At 45.9% G+C, this 18848-nt stretch carries 15 protein-coding genes; 3 read left to right on the top strand and 12 right to left on the bottom strand.

The features are described 5' to 3' along the window. Nucleotides 1-415 precede the first annotated feature (415 nt). From Q0R37_RS10230 to Q0R37_RS10220, 3 genes are all read right to left on the bottom strand, one after another. On the bottom strand, nucleotides 416-2704 hold the full coding sequence (locus tag Q0R37_RS10230) for a dockerin type I domain-containing protein (RefSeq protein WP_294754101.1): 2289 nt from the start codon (nucleotides 2702-2704) through the stop codon (nucleotides 416-418). 91 nt (nucleotides 2705-2795) lie between these two features. Further along, nucleotides 2796-3599, bottom strand: coding sequence for a hypothetical protein (locus Q0R37_RS10225; protein WP_294754098.1), 804 nt, complete (start codon nucleotides 3597-3599; stop codon nucleotides 2796-2798). Next, nucleotides 3589-4140, bottom strand: a complete 552-nt coding sequence (locus Q0R37_RS10220; protein WP_294754095.1) for a sigma-70 family RNA polymerase sigma factor — start codon at nucleotides 4138-4140, stop codon at nucleotides 3589-3591. The genes Q0R37_RS10225 and Q0R37_RS10220 overlap by 11 nt, the downstream gene beginning before the upstream one ends. A 615-nt stretch (nucleotides 4141-4755) precedes the next feature. Between Q0R37_RS10220 and Q0R37_RS10215 the strand changes: the two genes are divergently transcribed. Further along, nucleotides 4756-6027 carry a hemolysin family protein gene (locus Q0R37_RS10215; protein WP_294754093.1) on the top strand — a complete coding sequence of 424 codons (1272 nt, stop codon included), beginning with the start codon at nucleotides 4756-4758 and terminating at the stop codon, nucleotides 6025-6027. 106 nt (nucleotides 6028-6133) lie between these two features. Here Q0R37_RS10215 and Q0R37_RS10210 read toward each other — a convergent pair whose 3' ends face one another. The 7 genes from Q0R37_RS10210 to Q0R37_RS10180 all read right to left on the bottom strand — a co-directional run bounded on the left by Q0R37_RS10210 (nucleotide 6134) and on the right by Q0R37_RS10180 (nucleotide 15116). Further along, nucleotides 6134-7450: a protein kinase gene (locus Q0R37_RS10210; protein WP_294754090.1), complete on the bottom strand. Its 1317-nt coding sequence runs from the start codon at nucleotides 7448-7450 to the stop codon at nucleotides 6134-6136. A 21-nt stretch (nucleotides 7451-7471) separates the two neighbouring features. Next, nucleotides 7472-8416 (bottom strand): GDSL-type esterase/lipase family protein, encoded by a 945-nt coding sequence (locus tag Q0R37_RS10205; RefSeq protein ID WP_294754088.1) that lies wholly within the window; start codon nucleotides 8414-8416, stop codon nucleotides 7472-7474. Between the two features lie 12 nt (nucleotides 8417-8428). Further along, a complete protein-coding gene (locus Q0R37_RS10200) occupies nucleotides 8429-9994 on the bottom strand; it encodes an MBOAT family O-acyltransferase (RefSeq protein WP_294754087.1) in 1566 nt (521 codons plus the stop codon). Nucleotides 9995-10571: 577 nt separating this feature from the next. Beyond that, nucleotides 10572-11429 (bottom strand): bifunctional methylenetetrahydrofolate dehydrogenase/methenyltetrahydrofolate cyclohydrolase FolD, encoded by an 858-nt coding sequence (gene folD, locus Q0R37_RS10195; protein ID WP_294754084.1) that lies wholly within the window; start codon nucleotides 11427-11429, stop codon nucleotides 10572-10574. A 1-nt stretch (nucleotide 11430) separates the two neighbouring features. Continuing rightward, the gene (gene lgt, locus Q0R37_RS10190; RefSeq protein ID WP_294754081.1) at nucleotides 11431-12570 is read right to left on the bottom strand and encodes a prolipoprotein diacylglyceryl transferase; all 1140 of its coding nucleotides are present in this window, start codon (nucleotides 12568-12570) and stop codon (nucleotides 11431-11433) included. Nucleotides 12571-12573: 3 nt separating this feature from the next. Further along, entirely contained in the window at nucleotides 12574-13851 is a 1278-nt protein-coding gene (locus tag Q0R37_RS10185; protein WP_294754078.1) for a pitrilysin family protein, read from the bottom strand. Then, complete coding sequence (locus tag Q0R37_RS10180) at nucleotides 13848-15116, bottom strand: insulinase family protein (protein ID WP_294754076.1); 1269 nt, start codon at nucleotides 15114-15116, stop codon at nucleotides 13848-13850. Before Q0R37_RS10180 ends, Q0R37_RS10185 begins: the two co-directional genes overlap by 4 nt. A gap of 209 nt (nucleotides 15117-15325) precedes the next feature. Here Q0R37_RS10180 and Q0R37_RS10175 point away from each other — a divergent pair, with 209 nt between their 5' ends. Together Q0R37_RS10175 and Q0R37_RS10170 are read left to right on the top strand one after the other, a co-directional pair. After that, a complete protein-coding gene (locus Q0R37_RS10175; RefSeq protein ID WP_294754074.1) occupies nucleotides 15326-16303 on the top strand; it encodes an RING finger protein in 978 nt (325 codons plus the stop codon). 35 nt (nucleotides 16304-16338) lie between these two features. Further along, nucleotides 16339-16875 (top strand): hypothetical protein, encoded by a 537-nt coding sequence (locus tag Q0R37_RS10170; protein ID WP_294754071.1) that lies wholly within the window; start codon nucleotides 16339-16341, stop codon nucleotides 16873-16875. Nucleotides 16876-16924: 49 nt separating this feature from the next. Here Q0R37_RS10170 and Q0R37_RS10165 read toward each other — a convergent pair whose 3' ends face one another. Next, nucleotides 16925-17488, bottom strand: a complete 564-nt coding sequence (locus Q0R37_RS10165; protein ID WP_294754068.1) for a type II secretion system protein — start codon at nucleotides 17486-17488, stop codon at nucleotides 16925-16927. Nucleotides 17489-17630: 142 nt separating this feature from the next. Next, nucleotides 17631-18848 (bottom strand): tyrosine--tRNA ligase (tyrS, locus tag Q0R37_RS10160; RefSeq protein ID WP_294754066.1); only part of this gene is annotated, 1218 nt, incomplete at its 5' end.

Below are 18848 nucleotides of genomic sequence, written 5' to 3'. Positions count from 1 at the left end.
CGCCGCACATTTTCGGCTTTTTGTCAATACCTTTTTGCAAAAATTTACATTATATTCATAAAAATAGTCACAGGATCTATTTCTGATTCCTGTGACTATTTTTCTTTCCCTTAGCTTAATGACATTAAGCTAAGGCTGGACTTTTTTGACAAGCTGAGCCCACTCAAATGAGTGGGCTTTTTCACATTTATATGGTGTTAAAAAGTAAGGTTGCCTTGCTAATTCAAATTCAAACAGAAATAACGCTATATGTGTAAAACACCAAATCAGAACAAGACAATCGAATATATAAAAAGCCGACTTTATTCATTGAACAAAGTCGGCTAATGTTTATATGACTAATATTTCGAGAAATTACACTTCGGGGTATTAATATATTGGTTCTGTAATCATACGTATCGGGAATTAACTATACTTACAGCTTAACATTGTACTTACCCCATTTTTCACTCTGACTATCATTAAATGCGTCCTTTGGAACAATAATCTGAGCAAGGCATACTGATATTAAATCATCGTCCGATTCGTACACGAAAGTTTTCTCAAGTAAGACTTCTGAGAACTGTTCGTGCATAAGCTTTTCAAGTTCGGCATCTGATTTGTTTATCAATTCATTATAATATACACGGATATAAAGCTTTGCAAAAGCAGTACCGTCATATACAAATACCATATCGTAATATCCTCGATCATCTCCACCATCGCCATCGCCAATACTAGTTATTATCACTCCATCTTTTAAGGAAGCCACTCCATATGCAATTGGCATACTGTAATTTGCAGTCTCATAGTAACTCTGATCGTCCTTGTGATTAAAGATGTACATTATTATTCCTGATTTTGTGTCCGTATCAAGAGTAGCTATGATTTCTTCCTCCAAACCAAAAATACAGCGAATTCCAGATAGTGAAGGCTTTTTTGAATTAAACTCCTCAGAGCCATATAAACTTCCTGCAAGACTGATACCGCGTATAACAGGCATATCAGTTCTGTCATTCGGAATAGGTATCAGTTCTCCCGAAAGCTTCGCTGTTACTTTCGTAGTAGTTATTGTAGTTATTACAGTTGTCGTCGTTACAGCTGTTGTTGTCGTAATCGCAGCCTTTGGATCATTTAAGTATTCAGAAAAACTTAGATTTCCGCCGACAGATACATATGCATAATATGTGAGAACACTTGATGCATCTACTGCATCTATAAACCCGTCTCCATTTACATCCTGTACAGCAAGCTCGCTCTCAGCAGGCTTGTCAGATGATGTGGAATATTTCGCGTAGTTGGCGAGAATTATAGAAGCATCTACTGCGTCTATAAGTTTGTTGCCGTTTGCATCACCTTTAAGAGACTGCATGTTTTCCCCGTCATCCTGACCTATTATTCCGAAATGAACACATTTTATAAGGCTTTCGTCAAGACCAAGTCCTGAAATGTATTCAGTCATCTGTGCATAATCTCCTTTTTGAACAACAACTCGTATCTTTTTAACACCGCTTTCTTTATATACCTCAGCAAATCCGTAAAGTGAGTTTCTGTTCATATAATTCTGTATTCCCGCTGCATAGTCATCTATTGTAAGAGTACCGCTGAAATCATAGCCTGGTCCATGAGGATCGAAGTCTATATCAACGCCCTCAGTATCGAGTTGTGCAACATAGACTCTTACCTGCGTATCATACTCCTCGGGATAGGATATGCCTACTTTTTTATCTGAATAACAAGTAATTCCATGAATGGAGTTATTATCCATATACTCGGCGATCTCTTCCGCAAGTTTCTGAGCAGCGCTTTTTTCAGCTTTTTCCTTACCGTAATAAGGTATCTCCCCATCTATACTCAACGAATCAAAGTCAGACCGCAGCTGCAAATAATTCAGTGCAGCATTACGCGCAGCTGCATATTCTTTTTTGTCGGTAAGCGTGCATCTTATGATGCAGTCACAGGCGATACTGCTCTTCTTTGTGCTTCCTTTTTCATTAACGTAGAGACGATCTTCGAATACATTATAATCAAAATACTCCTCGGGCAGAGCAAGTGAGCTCTTTATCATTTGTTCGTTCCATATGCTGTTGCCTGAACAATACAACTGATTTCCATTATCCATAGGAGGATATTTCTTCAGAAGTTCCTCAACTGTCTGATCTGAGAGATAAGCATCGGAGAAAATCAAAACTTCCCACAAATGCGGAAACACGTACTCTGCATCGTCACCCTGACCGTAAACATAATAGCCCTTTTCCTGTGTCAGACCTTTTTCAGCAAAAAGTGCAACTACTTCTTCCGTTGTCATAGCAAATATATCGTCATAGGTATATTCGATTTCAGGGAGCTGATACGATGAAGGAGAATCAGTTGAACCCGACTGCTCTTCATTATTTGTCATTTTTTGGATAAAAGCATCGATATCATCTTTACGAATATCAATAAAACCATTTATGGCTTTATCCTTATAAAACCATACAATCGTAGGCGGTTCAGCCGGATTTCCTCCAACACTTAGACAAAATCCATCTTCAAGAGTGATAAAACATGTACAGAAAGCTCCAGTGTCGCTCCATTGGGCTTCATATGGTCCGAAATCAGCCCATGATAGATCAGCGCCTTTTTTGGCAAGTTCTTTGACATCTGAAAGTGTCATTTTCTTTGTGCCGTTGGTAATGAGCTCGTAACCGCCCTCTGATGACTCGGCAAAAACATTCTCAGCCATACCGGCAGAAGTAAATGGACACGCACAGCACATTACAGCTGTGATCATTGCGATAAACTTCTTGTTTTTCATAAGATCACTCCTTACTTTTTTATTCTTTAAAAGGCAGTTTCCTTGTAAACGGTATCTGTTCTCCTTTTTTTATTGCGACAACTATATCATCGGATTCAAGTATTGTATAGAACTTTACTGTCGGATCGTCATGGAAAATGCCTTCAAAATCTGTACCATAACCGAGAAATTCATCAAGAGTATACTCATTTTTTCCGTCATCCCCACTGTCATCAGTTCCAATATAGTAGTAAACAACTCCGTCAATGTAAACTTTTGAGAAAACCTCACCCATGTTATTACCGCCTGAAGTAGTTGTTACAGGATGAGAATTATTGCTATTTGATTGTGCAGTTGTACTGACACTGCTTTGAGTTGTCATTGTAACGGTCACTGTTGTTTCGATAACAGAAGTTTGCTGAGTGGACGGTTCTGTCACGGGATCAGCAATAGTTTCGGTCGTATTTGCCTCTGTTGTTTCGGCATTTGTGCTTGTTTTCGCAGCGGAAGTCGTTTCTTTTTCCGTCTTGGTTGTCTCAGTTGCGGTATTTTTTACGGTCTTTGTGGCCGAGACCGTGGTTTTTGAGGAAGTCTTTACCGTCGATACCTGCGAATTCGCTTCAGCAGTAGTCGTCGAAACTTCTATAACAATATCAGGTGACGATGGTATAGACGGGATATTCCTCGAGTAGTTCCAGTACCCCAGTCCCAGCCCTACAGTCAGGCACAGGCAGGCAATAACAGGAACAGTATGCATGATTATTCGCTTCTGTCGTTCTTTTTTCTTTCTGTGTTCGGTTCGTCTGGAAAGGACACTCTGATATAACTCATAATTACTCTTCATATTCAAAGCCGCCCCTTTCCAGTTCTTTTTTCAACGCATTTTTTGCGTTATACAGCAGATTGATGATCTGTCTGCTGCTTTTCTTCATTATCAAGGCAACTTCCGCATTATTGAAATCTTCAAAGTAAACAAGATATAATGCTTGTCGGTACTCAGGTTTCAAATTATGCAAAGCATGATGCAAAACAACCTTTTGTTCACTTTTGATGTAATTCCCTTCGATATTTTCCTCATCGGCAAGATATTCCTGCGATTCCAGCGGAATAATACTGAATTTCGTATGCTTTCGCAGATATTTCGCTGTTATGTTACGACCTATCGCATAGAGCCATGTCTTGAATGAGCTTTTCCCTGAATATTTGGGACATCGGACCGCAAGCTCTGCAAAGGTATCCTCCATCAATTCCTCAGCAGTGTGTATATTCTGCACAAAGCTGTTGATATACAGAGTTAGTCCCGTGCGATATTCGCATATTATCTCATGCAGGCCTTCATCATCGCCTTCAAGGAAACGGTGGTAGCTACTTGCACCGTTATCCATAGGAGCTGCCTCCTCTCAAGGTTATTTTCTGCCTTTTCACTTATTAGTACCATGTTTTTGTGAAAAGTCTAAGCGCCAAAATATATTTTTTATTTTTAGCTATTATACCACATATTTTTATCAATTACAACAGATTTTTATTAATTTTTTAGTATGTTAATAGAGTTCACTCTCATTTTATTCTAAAGTTACACACCGGTATATTATCAATGCTTGTGCCATTATGTCATATCAATTAGAAAAAAATTTTTATTTCGTTGAAAGTCTTTTCAGGAGGGGAGAAATAATAAAATATTTTTAAAGCATTGATTTTAAAGCGAATATACAGTATTATTAAGGTGATGAACAAGCCTCAGCATCAATAAAAAGCGATACTTTTTTGGAATGTCGTAACATTTGGCGTCTGCAAAGCAGGCGGAGCTGCAATAACTAAAGGGTTTAGTAATAGGTTGGTATGGGACAATAGTGAAAATGAGTAATTACTTATAAGCGCAAGGCTTGCGCCGCCGTGTGCGCGTCATAAATAAGGGAACGGGAGATTTTTCTTCGCGGAACTTGCTATTTCTGTAATTATATGTTATAATAGTAACATTATTATATAAGGAAAGGAATAATATGGACAGTTCAGATATATGGAAGATAGTTCTCGTCATAGCAATGATGATATTTTCAGCCCTGTTTTCGGGGACTGAAACGGCTTATTCCAGCGTAAACAAGCTGCGTCTCAAGAATTATGAGGCACAGGGCAGCAAAAAAGCGAAAAAAGCCTTAAAGCTTGCCAATCGCTTCGACGAAGTCCTTACAGCCGTGCTTATCGGCAACAATATCGTGAATATCGCAACTTCTTCGGTGAGTACGCTTATTTTCATCAAGCTCGTCGGAGCCAAAGGTCCTGCCATATCCACTATAGTCGTAACTGTGCTCGTGCTTGTGTTCTGCGAGGTACTGCCGAAATCCTATGCCAAGAAAAACGCGGAGAAGCTTGCTCTTGCATTTGCTCCGCCCCTCACATTCCTCGTGGGACTTTTCAAGCCCTTCGTTTGGCTGCTGAACAAGCTTTCGTCACTGGTCTCAAAGGGCGATGAAGCTCCCAGCGTTACCGAGGACGAGCTCAAGTATATGATCGACGAGATCGAGGAGCAGGGCGTTATCGAGGAACAGGAGAGCGAGCTGGTAAAAAGTGCTCTTGAATTTGATGAGATAACCGTAAATGAGATACTCATTCCCCGTGTCAAGGTCATAGGCGTGGAGCTCGGCTCATCTATCGACGAGATAAAGGAGCTTTTCAGCCGTGAAATGTACTCCCGACTGCCTGTTTATGAAAAGAGTCTCGATGAGATCAAGGGTATCATCACAAATAAGGCATTTTTCAAGATGCTGGTGGAGGGCGGCAGTGATATCACACCTATCATACAGGAAGTACCGCATATTGCCGATACAAAGCTCATTAGCGAGGCTATGAGGGATATGCAGCGCTCAAAGGTACATCTTGCCGTAGTCATTGACCAGTACGGCGGTACAAAGGGAATAGTCACCCTTGAGGACATCATAGAAGAGCTTGTGGGCGAGATCTACGACGAGGACGACGAGATAGAGACAAATATAATGATGCTTGCTCCCGATAAGTACGAGGTGGCAGGCGATATGAGCATAAGTGATATGCTGGAGATGCTGGACCTTGACGAGGATATGATAACTACTGATTACACCTCCGTAGGAGGCTGGGTGACGGACGTCATGGAGCATATCCCCGAGGCAGGCGAGACAGCGGAGTGCGGTATATTCCGCATTACTGCCGCAGAGGTAAACGAGCAGAATGTTGAAAAGGTCATTATTGAGGTGCTTCCCACTGATGACGATGCTCACGAAGAAGATGAGGATGAATAGTGCTGAGAACTCGGAACCAAGATCGTAGGGGCTGCCTCTGGCAGCCCTTTTTGCTGATCGCTGATAACTGAAAAACCCGAAACAGTTTAACTGTTTCGGGTTTTTATCATTCTACAGTGCCTTCGCTTCTGCCTATAGTAAGGACGAAACCTTTGTTTATGGGCATTATGCCCTGCGGGTCTACTGTTTTTACCGTATTGTCGGGGAGCTTTACGCTCCATGTATCATTGGAGAGGTTGCGGAGAGCGTGTTTGCTCGGGTCCTTCTTGTTGCGGACAACCTCGCCTATTATCTTGTGGAAGTCGCCCTCGGTATCGCTTGCCATACCCTCATAGAGCTTGGCTCCGCCGAATGCGGGAAGCTCAAAGCGCTTGAATTTTATACTCTCGGTGCAGGTCAGCTGACCGCCGCAGTACATACAGTTCACGGAATATTTCGGCGCGATAAAGGTCTCCTTGCCGCAGTGAGGGCAGGGAACGGTCTCGCTTCTCAGCTTCACGAAAGCGTCAAGCCATGTCATTTCGATAACGCGGTCGTAAGGCGGCTGTACCGACTTCTTTCCGAAGGACTCTATGAAAAGGTCGCGGATATAGTCGGGATATATCTTCCAGAAGCGGAGAGTATTCGTGTTGAGCTGATTGTTTGCGGCGTTGCGGTCGTCCTCGGGGTCGAGTACGAATACAGGGTCTGAGCCGTAAAACTTCTTTTCAAGCTCGGGAGTCATACACGGGGGAGTGGAGTACTTGCCCTCCAGCGGATGCTCGATAAAAAGCATACGGAAGAGTATGACTGCCAGCGAGAAGCGGTCGGAGCGCTTGTCGGGGGCGCCGCCGAGAACTACCTCGGGCGCCATATAGCGCTGTTTGCCTGCTATGCCGAAGTTCACGCCGCGCTCGGATACATTGTCGTTGTCGCAAATGAGCACATCGCCGTTTTTCGGGTCGATGAAGAAGTTGCCGTTATTGAGGTCCTGATAGCTGTAGCCGTCGTTATGCAGGGCACGGAAGCCCTCGATAATGTTTATTGCGGCGTTGCAGCGAGCGGTTATATTTGCAAAGCTTGCCTTCATGCGGCGGGTCTTGGGGTCCCACAGGAGGAAGCGTGTCAGCTCCTCGTAGCCTGACGGGCGGAGGGGCATGATATAGCCGAAAGTGCCGTCTACCCAGTTGGAGAGCTCCTCGGGCCACAGGAAAGCCTTTGTGGGAGCGCCTTTTTTTATGTTTGCCTTGAGGTTCTCGTAGAATTCCTGCGGATTTTTCATCTTGTCGATGGTGGACTTGTGATACCATTTGAGAGCCATCTGCTTTCCGTTGCACTCAACGCGGTATACGTTTCCCTGTCCGCCGCCGCCGAGAAATTCGAGTATGGTGAATGTGGAATTGTAAACGGTCCTGCCTGTGTAGCCTACTTTGAGTTCTGCCATTTTAAGCTCCTTTCAGTTAACTTATATGTTGGAGAATTCTTCATTCTGCGGTTTTTTGTTTTGTGTGGTCGTCTCTGCTTCAGAAGTATATTCAGTCTGAGACTTATTATCTGCCGACGGAGCGGTAGTTGCAGCGGGGTTGACGGGAACAGTGTTCTGACACAGCCATGTGCACCAGTCCGTATAGTATTTCGCCAGTACATGGACGCCGTCGCTTGTAAGCTCTTCCTGAAGAGCGCCGTTTGCGTCGTCAAACTGACCGTTTACATCTATATAATATACCTTGCTGTTGTCAGCCATTGCCTGAAGATTGGAATTGAGGGCATTTATCCTCTCATTGTTTATGATGGCGTCCTCCTTGTAGGAAGCAACGTGGAGATTTGCCTGCAAAAAGATGACAGCATCGGGCTGGAGCTCCTTGACGCCGTCAACAAGACGTCTGTACTTTGCGGTAGTTCCCTCGATATCGTTTCCGATCTCGTTAACTCCGAGCATGATGTATATTTTTGCGTACTGCTTCTTGCGGAGCTTGTCCCATACCGTCATGTTATCCACGGTGGACTCGTCTATGCGGGCTGCCATAAGACCCTGATCGCAGAAATAATCCGCATTTTTCAGTGTGCCGTAGAGCTTTATGCCGACTGTACGCGAGTCTCCGATGAACAGAGCGTCGTCGAAGTATTCGGGGCCGCTTTCCACGAAGTTGGACTGCGGTGCAGGCGGCTCGGTAGTTGTTTCCGTCGTTGTCTCAGCTGCGTCCGAGGGAGCCTGAGTTCCTGTGGTAGTTCCCTCTGCGGGAGCGGTAGTCGTCTCGGCGGGCTGTGTGGAGACCGTGGTATCCTTTGCGGCAGCCTTAGGCTGTTTCAGCTCGCTGTTTTTCCATATCTGCTTATATATGAACGGCGAAGCCACAACGCAGGTGACCAGCAGTATAAGTGTATATATGCATTGTTTTAACTTGCTCAATTTATTCTCTCCTTAAAATCTGAAATACATGAACGGGTCGTCCATTCCCTTGTACATACAGTAGACTGCCGCAAGGAATACCGCAAGCAGCGCAAAAGCTGTAATGAAAGAGTGCTTTATCTTCTTGTAAATCATTTCGGGCAGCCTTGTGGAGAAAACGAGGGCTGCTGCGAAGTATTTCCAGTATTCTGTCCAGTACTGCTTATAGTCGCCCTCCATTACCGCGTAGGTCTTCTGCGGCAGGAAGGGGATGAGCCTTTTGAAGTAGATACCCAGCTCATGGAAGTCCGTAATAGCGAAAATAAGCCATGTGATCGGTATTATGAGTATCATGTAGGCGTGTCCGAGGGGCTTTATCCTGTTCAGAGTCTTGCCTGTCCAGAATTTCTCGCTCATTATTATAAGGAACAGGACAAGTCCCCAGAGTACGAAGTTCCAGCTCGCGCCGTGCCAGAGACCTGTGAAAAGCCATACCACCAGCATATTGAAAACCATTCGTCCGTCGCCCTTGCGGTTTCCGCCGAGTGGGATATAGATATAGTCCTTGAACCATGTGCCGAGGGTCATGTGCCAGCGGCGCCAGAACTCCGTCATAGTCAGGGATATGTACGGGTGGTCGAAATTTCGTGGGATATTGAAGCCCATTATCCTTCCGAGACCGATTGCCATGAGGGAATAGCCGCAGAAGTCGAAGTAGAGCTGGAATGAATAAGCGAATATACCCAGCCATGCCAGCGGCGAGGATATGCTTTCGTAGCCTATGGTAGCGATATCGCTCCACAGACCGCCTATCTGATTGGCAATGAGCACCTTGTAGCCGAGACCTATGGTAAAGGTCTTGAGGCCGTCCTCAACACTGCGGATAGAGTGGGTACGGCTTTTCAGCTCCTTTGCAACGTGGTCGTATGTGACTATAGGACCTGCAATGAGCTGAGGGAACATAGTGATGTATGCGCCGTAGTTTATCAGGTTCTTTTCAGCCTGAGCCTTGCCCCTGTATACGTCGATTATATATGATACGTTCTGGAAGGTGTAGAAACTTATGCCTATAGGGAGGATAATATCCTTTACGGTAAAGCTCTGACCGAACCAGTGATTGATGTTTTCCGTGCCGAAGGTCCAGTACTTGAAGAATATCAGCCACCAGAAGTTGAAAAGTATGCCGAATGTGAGCCACAGCTTTTTGATATACCTGCTGTTCTCAATGAACTGTCCCACTATGAAGTTGAGCAGTACCGTCAGCAGGAAAAGCATGATATATACCGGCTTTTTTACGCCGAAGCTGTAAAATATGACGCTTCCCGTGAATATGATAAGGTTTTGATAGCCTATGCGTGTGGAAGAATACGCCTGCATGAGCAGAAAAGCTGCTGCGGCGAGGAAAAGTGCTATGGGGATCGGCTGTAAAAGCCCGAAATTATGGAACAGGACGTAGCCTGCGACTGCGCTCGCGAAGAGAATGACGACACATCGGTATCGTTTTTCCGAAGCTGTGTTTGACTCGAATAAAAGCCATGCAGCGGCTGCTGCATAGATAAGGACGGGAAGCGGTCTTATGAGCCGCATGACATAGAACATATCTATTCCGGCTATTATCACGGAGACCAGTAAAACGATGTTTCTGTATTTTTTTTCAGATGCCGAATAGGCTATCAAGAAAACAGGCAGGAATATGAAAATAAATTCCAAGCTGCTGAATACCAAATATATCACCCTTCAGTTAAATCATTTGTTAGAGCTTCCGCTGTTTGGTTTGCCTGTAAATATGCGGAAAATAGCATTATAAAAACTCATACATTACTATTTTACACGTTTGCGGATTAATTGTCAATAGCTTTGGGATAATGTAGCAATTTGCAGTAATCAGCCGCTTTTTAGTGATTAGTTATTAGCTATTAGTGATTAGCAGAACTAAGAGCTAAGAATGTAGGGTACGGGTGCCTGTCAGATATCAGCCCCTACACGTCGCCCGCAATAATTGCCCTGCTGCGCTTTTTGTCTGTAGGGGCGCACAGTTAAGCAGTGCCCCAAATCTGTGATTTGGCTGGCAATGCTATATGCAGAGCTGTGCGCCCGTTAGCTTTTTGCGTTGATTTCGGGCTAATGATGTTCGCCGCTACAAAAAAAGGAACGCCGAGGCGGCGTTCCCTACAAATTATTCTATCCCTGCCTGCTGTTTAGCAGCTGTGAGGGTGTTCTTCATGAGCATTGCGATAGTCATGGGACCAACGCCGCCGGGAACAGGAGTAATGAATGAAGCCTTCTTCTCCGCGGACTCGAACTCAACGTCGCCGCAGAGCTTGCCGTTGTCGAGGCGGTTCATACCAACGTCGATGACCACAGCGCCTTCCTTTATCATATCGCCTGTTACGAAGTTAGCCTTTCCGATAGCAACTACAAGGATATCAGCTCCGAGGCATACCTCCTTGAGGTTCTTTGTCTTGGAGTGGCAGATAGTAACTGTTCCGTTCTTCTGAAGAAGCAGCATTGCCTGAGGCTTGCCTACGATATTGCTTCTGCCGATGACTACGCACTGCTTGCCTGTGATATCGGTTCCCGTGCTCTCGATAAGGCGCATAACGCCTGCGGGAGTGCAGGGGAGGAAGGAATAATCGCCTATCATTATCCTGCCCACGTTTATGGGGTGGAATGCGTCAACGTCCTTTTCGGGAGAAATAGCGTTGATTATAGCCTTTTCGTCGATATGCTTCGGCAGGGGGAGCTGTACCAGTATACCGTTTACTCTGTCGTCACGGTTGAGCACGTTCACAAGGTCGAGGAGCTGTTCCTGTGTGGTGGATTCCTCAAGAGCGTACTCGAATGACTGGAATCCAACTGCTTCGCAGGCTTTCTTCTTGTTGTTGACGTAAACTCTCGAAGCGGGGTTGTTTCCCACGATAACTACCGCAAGTCCTACCTTTAGTCCTTTTTCTTCCTTGAGCTTTGCTGCTTCGTCGGCAACCTCCTGCTTTACAGCTGCCGAAACTGCTTTTCCGTCGATGATCTGTGCCATGTTATTTATCCTCCTTGTTATCATCGGACTTTTCGTCCGAACTGTCGGCTTCCTGTTTTTCGTCGCTGCTGTCCTCGTTATCGTCATCATCATCGAGGATGCTCAGCTCCGACATATCGAAGTCGTCATCATCATCGTTAAGTATATCGAGATCCTTGCCGCTGTCGATCTTTGCGTCCTCCTTGGACATACCCATGCGCTTTCTGCGTGATTCCTCGATGAGCTGGTGGGATTCCTCGGTATTTACATATAGCGTCATGCTCTCGGGATCGCGTTTTCTTCTAATGAAGAGCATTACCTGCAATATTACGGACAATACGAAGAGTACTGCCGAAAGAGCCTGTGATATGCGGATATTTCCCAGCATAAGGCTGTCTGTGCGGAGCCCCTCAACTATGAAGCGCTCGGCTCCGTACCATGAAAGGTACATGAGGAAGAGCTGTCCGTCGTACTTCCTGTGCTTTGACCAGAAAGCAAGAACGACAAATCCAAGCAGACACCATGCTGATTCGTACAGGAAGCAGGGGTGTACGGGATCCTCCCAGAGCATCTTTACGTCATTGAAGTACATATCGCCGCCTATCTGCATATTATTGCTGATAGTACGCTGTATGGTTCCGCCTGTCATACCGAGGATACTGTCGGTATTCACGCCGAAGGCTTCCTGATTAATGAAGTTGCCCCAGCGGCCGATGCCCTGTCCGAGGAGAAGTCCGATAACGGTTATATCCATCATCGGCAGGACCTTGACCTTGCGTATCCTTGCGACTATATATCCTATGATGAAGGCACCTATGATACCGCCGTACACGGCAAGTCCGCCGTTTCGGGTGTTGATTATCGCCTTCCAGTCCCACTTGTATTCGTCCCATTTCATCAGCACGTAGTAAACTCTTGCGCCGATTATTCCGCCGATAACGCCGAAGATTATAACATCTATGGCTCTGTCGTAGTCAAGGCCGAAGCGCTTCATCTTGGGAAGCACATAGCAGAGTGCAAGGATAAGTCCGAGGGTTATGATTATTCCGTACCACTGTATCCGAAAGCCGAATACGGTGAAAGCTGTGGGGTCGATGTGGAAGGACCAGCCCAGCTTCGGGAACACTATTTCGTGTTCTTCCAGAAATGTTTCTGTGGTCATTTGTTATGCCTCCTTTTCTATTACAGACAGAACGCATCTGTCGCTGTGCAGCTCTTTCTGCATAAACTTTGTAACATCGCTGCTTGTAAGCTCGGAAAGCACCTCTATTGAGTCATAGGGGCCCACATTTTCCATATGAGCGCTGAGCATGAGGTTTGAAACGGCTTCCACATTGTTGAGCTCTCTTATCATCATGCCGTAGGCTGATTTTTTGATGCGCTGGAAGTCCTTTTCGTTTATCCCCTCTGTGATGAGCCTGTTTATTTCGGCGCTCAGAGCTTCCCGCACAACATCGGGAGAGTCCGATTCGCCCGAGAAGAGCACTGTGAAATAGCCGCTTCCGTAGAATATCTCGCCGCAGAAGGTGGAATTTATGACACCGTCCCTGAGAAGCTTTTCGTACATCGGCAGGGCGGGGTCTGTGAGCAGTGATGAAGCCGTAGATGCCGCAGCTACCTGTTTAAGGCGCTCTATGCCGTCAGCAGGTCTGCACTTATATCCTATCTGGAATATGGAAGCTCCTATGGGGAGAGTTTCGCGTACCTCGGGTGAAACTATATCCGCGGGTTCTTCGGGGAAAACTGTTTCGAGCCCCTTGTCCTCGCATGGTCTGAGGTACCTGTCGCATATTTCCAGTACCTTGTCCGCACTGATGTTTCCCGCGATGGAAAGCACCATATTGTTAAGGTTGTAGAACGTATCGTAGCACTTGTAGAGCAGGGGAGCATCTATTTTGGATATGCTCTCCACAGTACCCGCTATGTCCGTTTTTACGGGGTGTGCATGGTACATACACCTGAGCATATTGAAGAAAACGCGCCATTCGGGGTTATCGTTGGTCATCTGTATCTCCTGACCGATGATGCCCATTTCCTTATCCACGTTTTCCTTAGTGAAATAGGGCTTCTGCACGAATTCAAGGAGTATTTTCAGGTTCTCCTCATAATTCTTCGAGCAGCTGAAAAGATAGCAGGTCTTGTCAAAGGAAGTAAAGGCGTTGCACATTGCGCCCGTACCTGCATAAAGCTCGAAAACTCCGCAGTCCTCGTTCTCGAAGAGCTTATGCTCAAGGAAGTGAGCTATTCCCTCGGGAACTGTGGTATAATCGCTGTCCGCGGCAATTTTGAACATGGTGTTCACAGAGCCGTACTTTGTTCCGATGAGGGCTTCTATACCGCTGAAGCCTTTCATTTCGCATATATAGATATCAAGTCCGCTGTCGTGCTTGATGTGTATGCAGCTGTCGCCTGTGCGCTGGCTTGTTATTGTCTCTTTTTTCATTGAGCCTGTACCTCCTTGCTGAGCATGAGGTAAACGCTGTCGGGTCTCAGCGACCTTGCCGCCTGTATGATCCTGTCCTTTGTCACTTCGGCGAAGCGCTTGAAGTGCTCCCCGGGAGTGATTATGTCCTTGTCGCAGAAGCAGTCGAAGTACCAGCCGATATATGAGGAAGGAGTATCGCCTATCTGCAATACAGCATTGTCCAGTGCCATTATTGAGCTTGTTATCTCCTCGTCGCTGATATTGCCGTTTTTTATCTCTTCGAGCTGTGCCAGTATCTCAGCCTTTGCCTTTTCTATATTTGCCCGTTCAACGCCGATATCCACAAAGAAAGAGCCCTTTACCGATACCGAGCTGCTTGTGCAGTAATAGCACAGGCTCAGCTTTTCGCGGACATTGAGGAACAGCTTTGAAAACGGCATCTCGCCGTAGATTATGCTGAGCATTTTCAGCGCGTATCTGTCGTCGGAATCGGTCTTGAAGGCGAATACCGCCTTGCTCTGGTTAACGTCGAACTCCTCCGAGACAGTCTCGATCTCCGCTTTGAGAGGGCTGTGGTTCCTGAGATCAACACTTTTCGGAGCCCTTTCGATACCCATGAAGCTTTCGCGGAACATTTCCGCAAAAGAGTCGTCCTTTTCGGGTGAAACATAGTATATCTCTATCTGAGCCGTTCTCAGCAGCTCCTTGTAAGCACGGAAGGCGTCCTTCGGATCGGCAGCAAGAGCTGCTTCCTTTACGCCGTAGCTTGAGGTAGCTGCGGGTTCACCGCGGTAAGCGGTCTTTGCAGCCTGCATGAGAGCGTAGCTTCGCTTGTCGTTGAGCTCGCTGTTGATATTGTCAAGGAGGTCCTTCTTCACTATCCTGAAGGACTCTTCGTCGAAAGCGCCGTTTTCGGCGTTGGGAGCGAAAAGACAGTCCCTTATGAGGTCTCTCATCTCTCCGCCTATATCCTCTCCGTCGATAGCGTATTTATTGCCGAGCCATGAGGCTTTTACACATAATGTCTGCGCGTCGCCCTTTTTGCGGGTCGATGAAGTAAGCCCCGCACCGTAGAGCTCGGAGAGCTTCTCCGAAAGAGCCGCATAGGTCCTGTATCTGCTGCTCGATACGGTGAGTATGCTTGCTGCGAGATTGTTCACAGCGGCGGTCTCGGCGCTGAGCTCCGTAAGGAAATAAACGGCAAGCGAGCAGGTCTTGAATTTACTGTCGATAATGGAAGTGAAACCTATACCACTGCCAAGATCGGTCCTGTTATATGTCATAAAGCTTGCACTCCAATCATTAAAAAGCTTTATTTTGCAAAACTATATACTATTATACCACAACCTGATAAGAATTGCCATAGTATTTTTAATTTTTTTTGAATTTTTATGCTGCGGGCTTTTAATATGCTGAAATGCTTGATTTTTTCCATAGAGAAGTGGTATAATATAAGGCAGATGATAAATGATGTAAGAAAGGAGGCATGAAAATGAGATACATTGGTGAACAGTGTCCTGTTTGTCAGAAGGAATTCACAGCAGAGGACGATATAGTTGTCTGCCCCGAATGCGGCACTCCCCATCACAGAGACTGCTATATGCTCGGGAACAGGTGTGCCAATGAGGAGCTTCATGCCGCTGGAGAGAAGTGGAAGCACAGGAATAAGCCTTCGAGGTACAGAGTGTGCCCTAAGTGCAGCTTTCCCAACAGGATAACGGATACAGCCTGTCAGCGCTGCGGAGAAGAGCTTTCGGCAGTTCACGAGCAGACGGCTGATAACAGCGGAACGAACGGCGAAAAGCATTGGGGTGAGACCTTTACTATGCCCGATGCCGAGGAGCTGATGAATCCCATAAAATACCTCGGACTCGATCCTGATGAGGATATGGGCGGCGTGACGATGAAGGAAATGTCCGATTTTGTAGGTCCGAGTACTATTTATTATATACCTAAATTCAAAAAGATGAAGGACGAGGGCATAAGACCGACCTTCAATCTGTTCAGTCTCCTGTTCCCGTGGCTTTTCTTTGCAAACAGGAAAATGTGGGGCTGGGCTATATTTGCGGCGGTACTGAGCATAATCTTCGATATGCCCGAATACCTCAGATATTTCATAACGTATGATAAGGGGGTCCCTGCGGATATAATCAGTATTCTGAAGGAAAACAGGTCCGTGATCGAGCTGATGGGAGAGATATTCGTAGGTGCCGATATAGTAGTCAGGGTATTGTTCGGTTTGTTCTCAAACTGGTTCTATTACCGTTTTTCGCTCAATTCTCTGAAAAAAATAAAGAAAAATCATAGACCTGCTGAGGAAATAAAGACTGTCGGCGGAGTAAAGCCGCTGAATATGGTGCTTATCATGATAATCAAGTACTGTATGTTCATATTTTCCATTATGGCTCTGTACATGGGATATGAAATGATGACAACTATCAGGGACTTCAGCGATCTCTGCATCAGATGACAGACTGACGCTTTTATTCAACAGGGGGGAACGATATGAGCTTCAGAAGGGCATATGTCCTTTTGGTACCGCTTTTATGCCTGATACTGTCGGGCTGCGGACTTCAGGACTATCCTACTTATTCCTACGAGCTGCAGAACGGGCTCGGTGAGGATTATCTCATAAATTACTGCGAGCAGACGGATTATCCCGAGAATATAACCCGTGTGAAGGTATTCAGGGAAAAGGACAAGATAAGCGACTATAACGGCGGCGCATATTCGGGCTGTGATTCGTATATACCGTCGCAGATAATGTTCGTCTGCAATTCGGATAAGGTGGATTATTACTATCTCAGGACGCAGAGCGGCGAATATATAGTTGCGGACGGAGTTGCCGACCTGAAGATGAATTTCAATATGCTTCTTCTCGGGAAAAATACTTCGGATATGTCGGAGACGGAGAAGAATACATACAAAAAGCTGGCAGAGACCGTAAGGAATGCTGTTTCTGCGGACAGTATAAGGAAAAAGTTTTTGGACTGCGGTTATAATTCGTCGGTATTTATGACATTTTATGATTTTACTGTCTGAAATGCAAAGCGGACGCCCTTCGGCGTCCGTTTTCATTTCTTATGACTTATCATACATAGTCGCTGTCTCTGTTCGGATACATTCTGTATATGGGAGTATTGCTGTTTCCGTCACCTATCCATACCTCTATCTTTGAAACATCGTCCTTCCGATAGCATATGAACCAGCGGTTGAGAGGCTTTCCTGCTTCGGATTTGGTGTACTTTATGGGAGTTTTACCCTTTCCGACAATAGCATTTAGCTCATTCTGGAAAGTTTCGGTCTCCTCAGCACCGCCGCTCCAGAGGGAACGGTTTCCGCCCGCATTCTTTGCACCGTCCTTGGTGCAGGCTATGCAGATAGTATAGGTCTCCTCCGCGCCGTTGTACTTTACGGTAACATTTTCTTCCTTGATGCTTTCTTCCGTCAGAGACTCCTCGGCGTCCTCATTTGCCGATATGGTAGTCATTACCGATTCGTAAATGGTCTTTGCACTGGCTATATCGGACGTCCTCTTGGACTTTTTGACATATCCCAGCATAGCAGGCAGAAGAATAGCGGAAAGAACTCCGATGATAGCGATAACGACTATCAGCTCTATGAGCGTAAAGCCGCGTTTTTTAGTATTTGCCATATTAAATCCCCCCAGATCATATTATGCAAATAAAGAATACTTATTAACTTTATTATACTTTTTATTATGATGTTTGTCAATAGGGGTTAACAGAAAATTCACATAATTGTGCAATTGTTTCTGTTTTGTAATTATTTGACTTTTACTTGACTACGACCTTCTTGAATGCCTTTTTACCCTTGCGGACTATGATCTCGCCCTCAAGCTTTATCATTTCCTTTGGATCGGACTTCTTCTCGTCATTTACAGTGATACCGCCCTGCTGTACAAGACGTCTTGCCTCGGAAACAGAAGGAGCGAGCTCTGCTTTTACAAGGAGATTGAGGAGTCCGATTGCGCCGTCAGTAAGGTCTGCGGAGTCTATCTCCGCAACAGGCATATTCTCGTTTGAGCCGCTTCCGCCGAAGAGAGCCTTTGCGGCAGCCTTTGCTTTTTCAGCTTCCTCCTCGCCGTGAACGAGCTTTGTGAGCTCATATGCGAGAAGCTCCTTTGCAGCGTTGAACTGAGCGCCTTCCATAGTCTTTTCCATTTCCTCTATCTGCTCAACGGGAACGAAGGTAAGCATTTTCAGGCACTTGATAACGTCGGCGTCGTCAACGTTTCTCCAGTACTGGAAGAAATCGTAAGGAGTTGTTTTCTCGGGATCAAGCCATACTGCGCCCTTTTCGGTCTTGCCCATTTTCTTTCCCTCTGAGTTGAGGAGAAGGGTGATAGTCATAGCGTAAGCGTCCTTGCCCAGCTTTCTTCTGATGAGCTCTGTACCGCCCAGCATATTGCTCCACTGATCGTCGCCGCCGAACTGCATATTGCAGCCGTACTTCTGGAAGAGCTGGTAGAAGTCGTAGCTCTGCATTATCATGTAGTTGAATTCAAGGAATGAGAGTCCGCGTTCAAGTCTCTGCTTGTAGCACTCGGCTGTGAGCATACGGTTTACGCTGAATTGAGCGCCTACCTCACGGAGAACTTCGATGTAATTGAGGTTCATGAGCCAGTCCGCATTGTTGACAACGATGGCCTTGCCCTCGGAGAAGTCGATGAATCGGCTCATCTGCTTCTTGAAGCAGTCAACATTGTGCTGTATTGTCTCGGGAGTCATCATTTTTCTCATATCGGTTTTTCCCGAAGGATCGCCTATCATGGCAGTACCGCCGCCGATGAGGACAATAGGCTTGTTGCCTGCCATCTGGAGTCTCTTCATAAGGCAGAGCGCCATGAAGTGACCAACGTGGAGAGAATCGGCTGTAGGATCAAAGCCGATGTAGAATGTAGCCTTGCCTGCATTGACAAGCTCCTCTATTTCCTTTTCGTCTGTGAGCTGCGCGAGGAGACCTCTGCGCTTGAGTTCTTCAAAAGTAGTCAT

The sequence above is a fragment of the uncultured Ruminococcus sp. genome (assembly GCF_946415235.1).
In the GTDB taxonomy this organism is placed as follows: domain Bacteria; phylum Bacillota; class Clostridia; order Oscillospirales; family Ruminococcaceae; genus Ruminococcus.
This window is presented reverse-complemented; position numbering and strand designations above follow the sequence as displayed.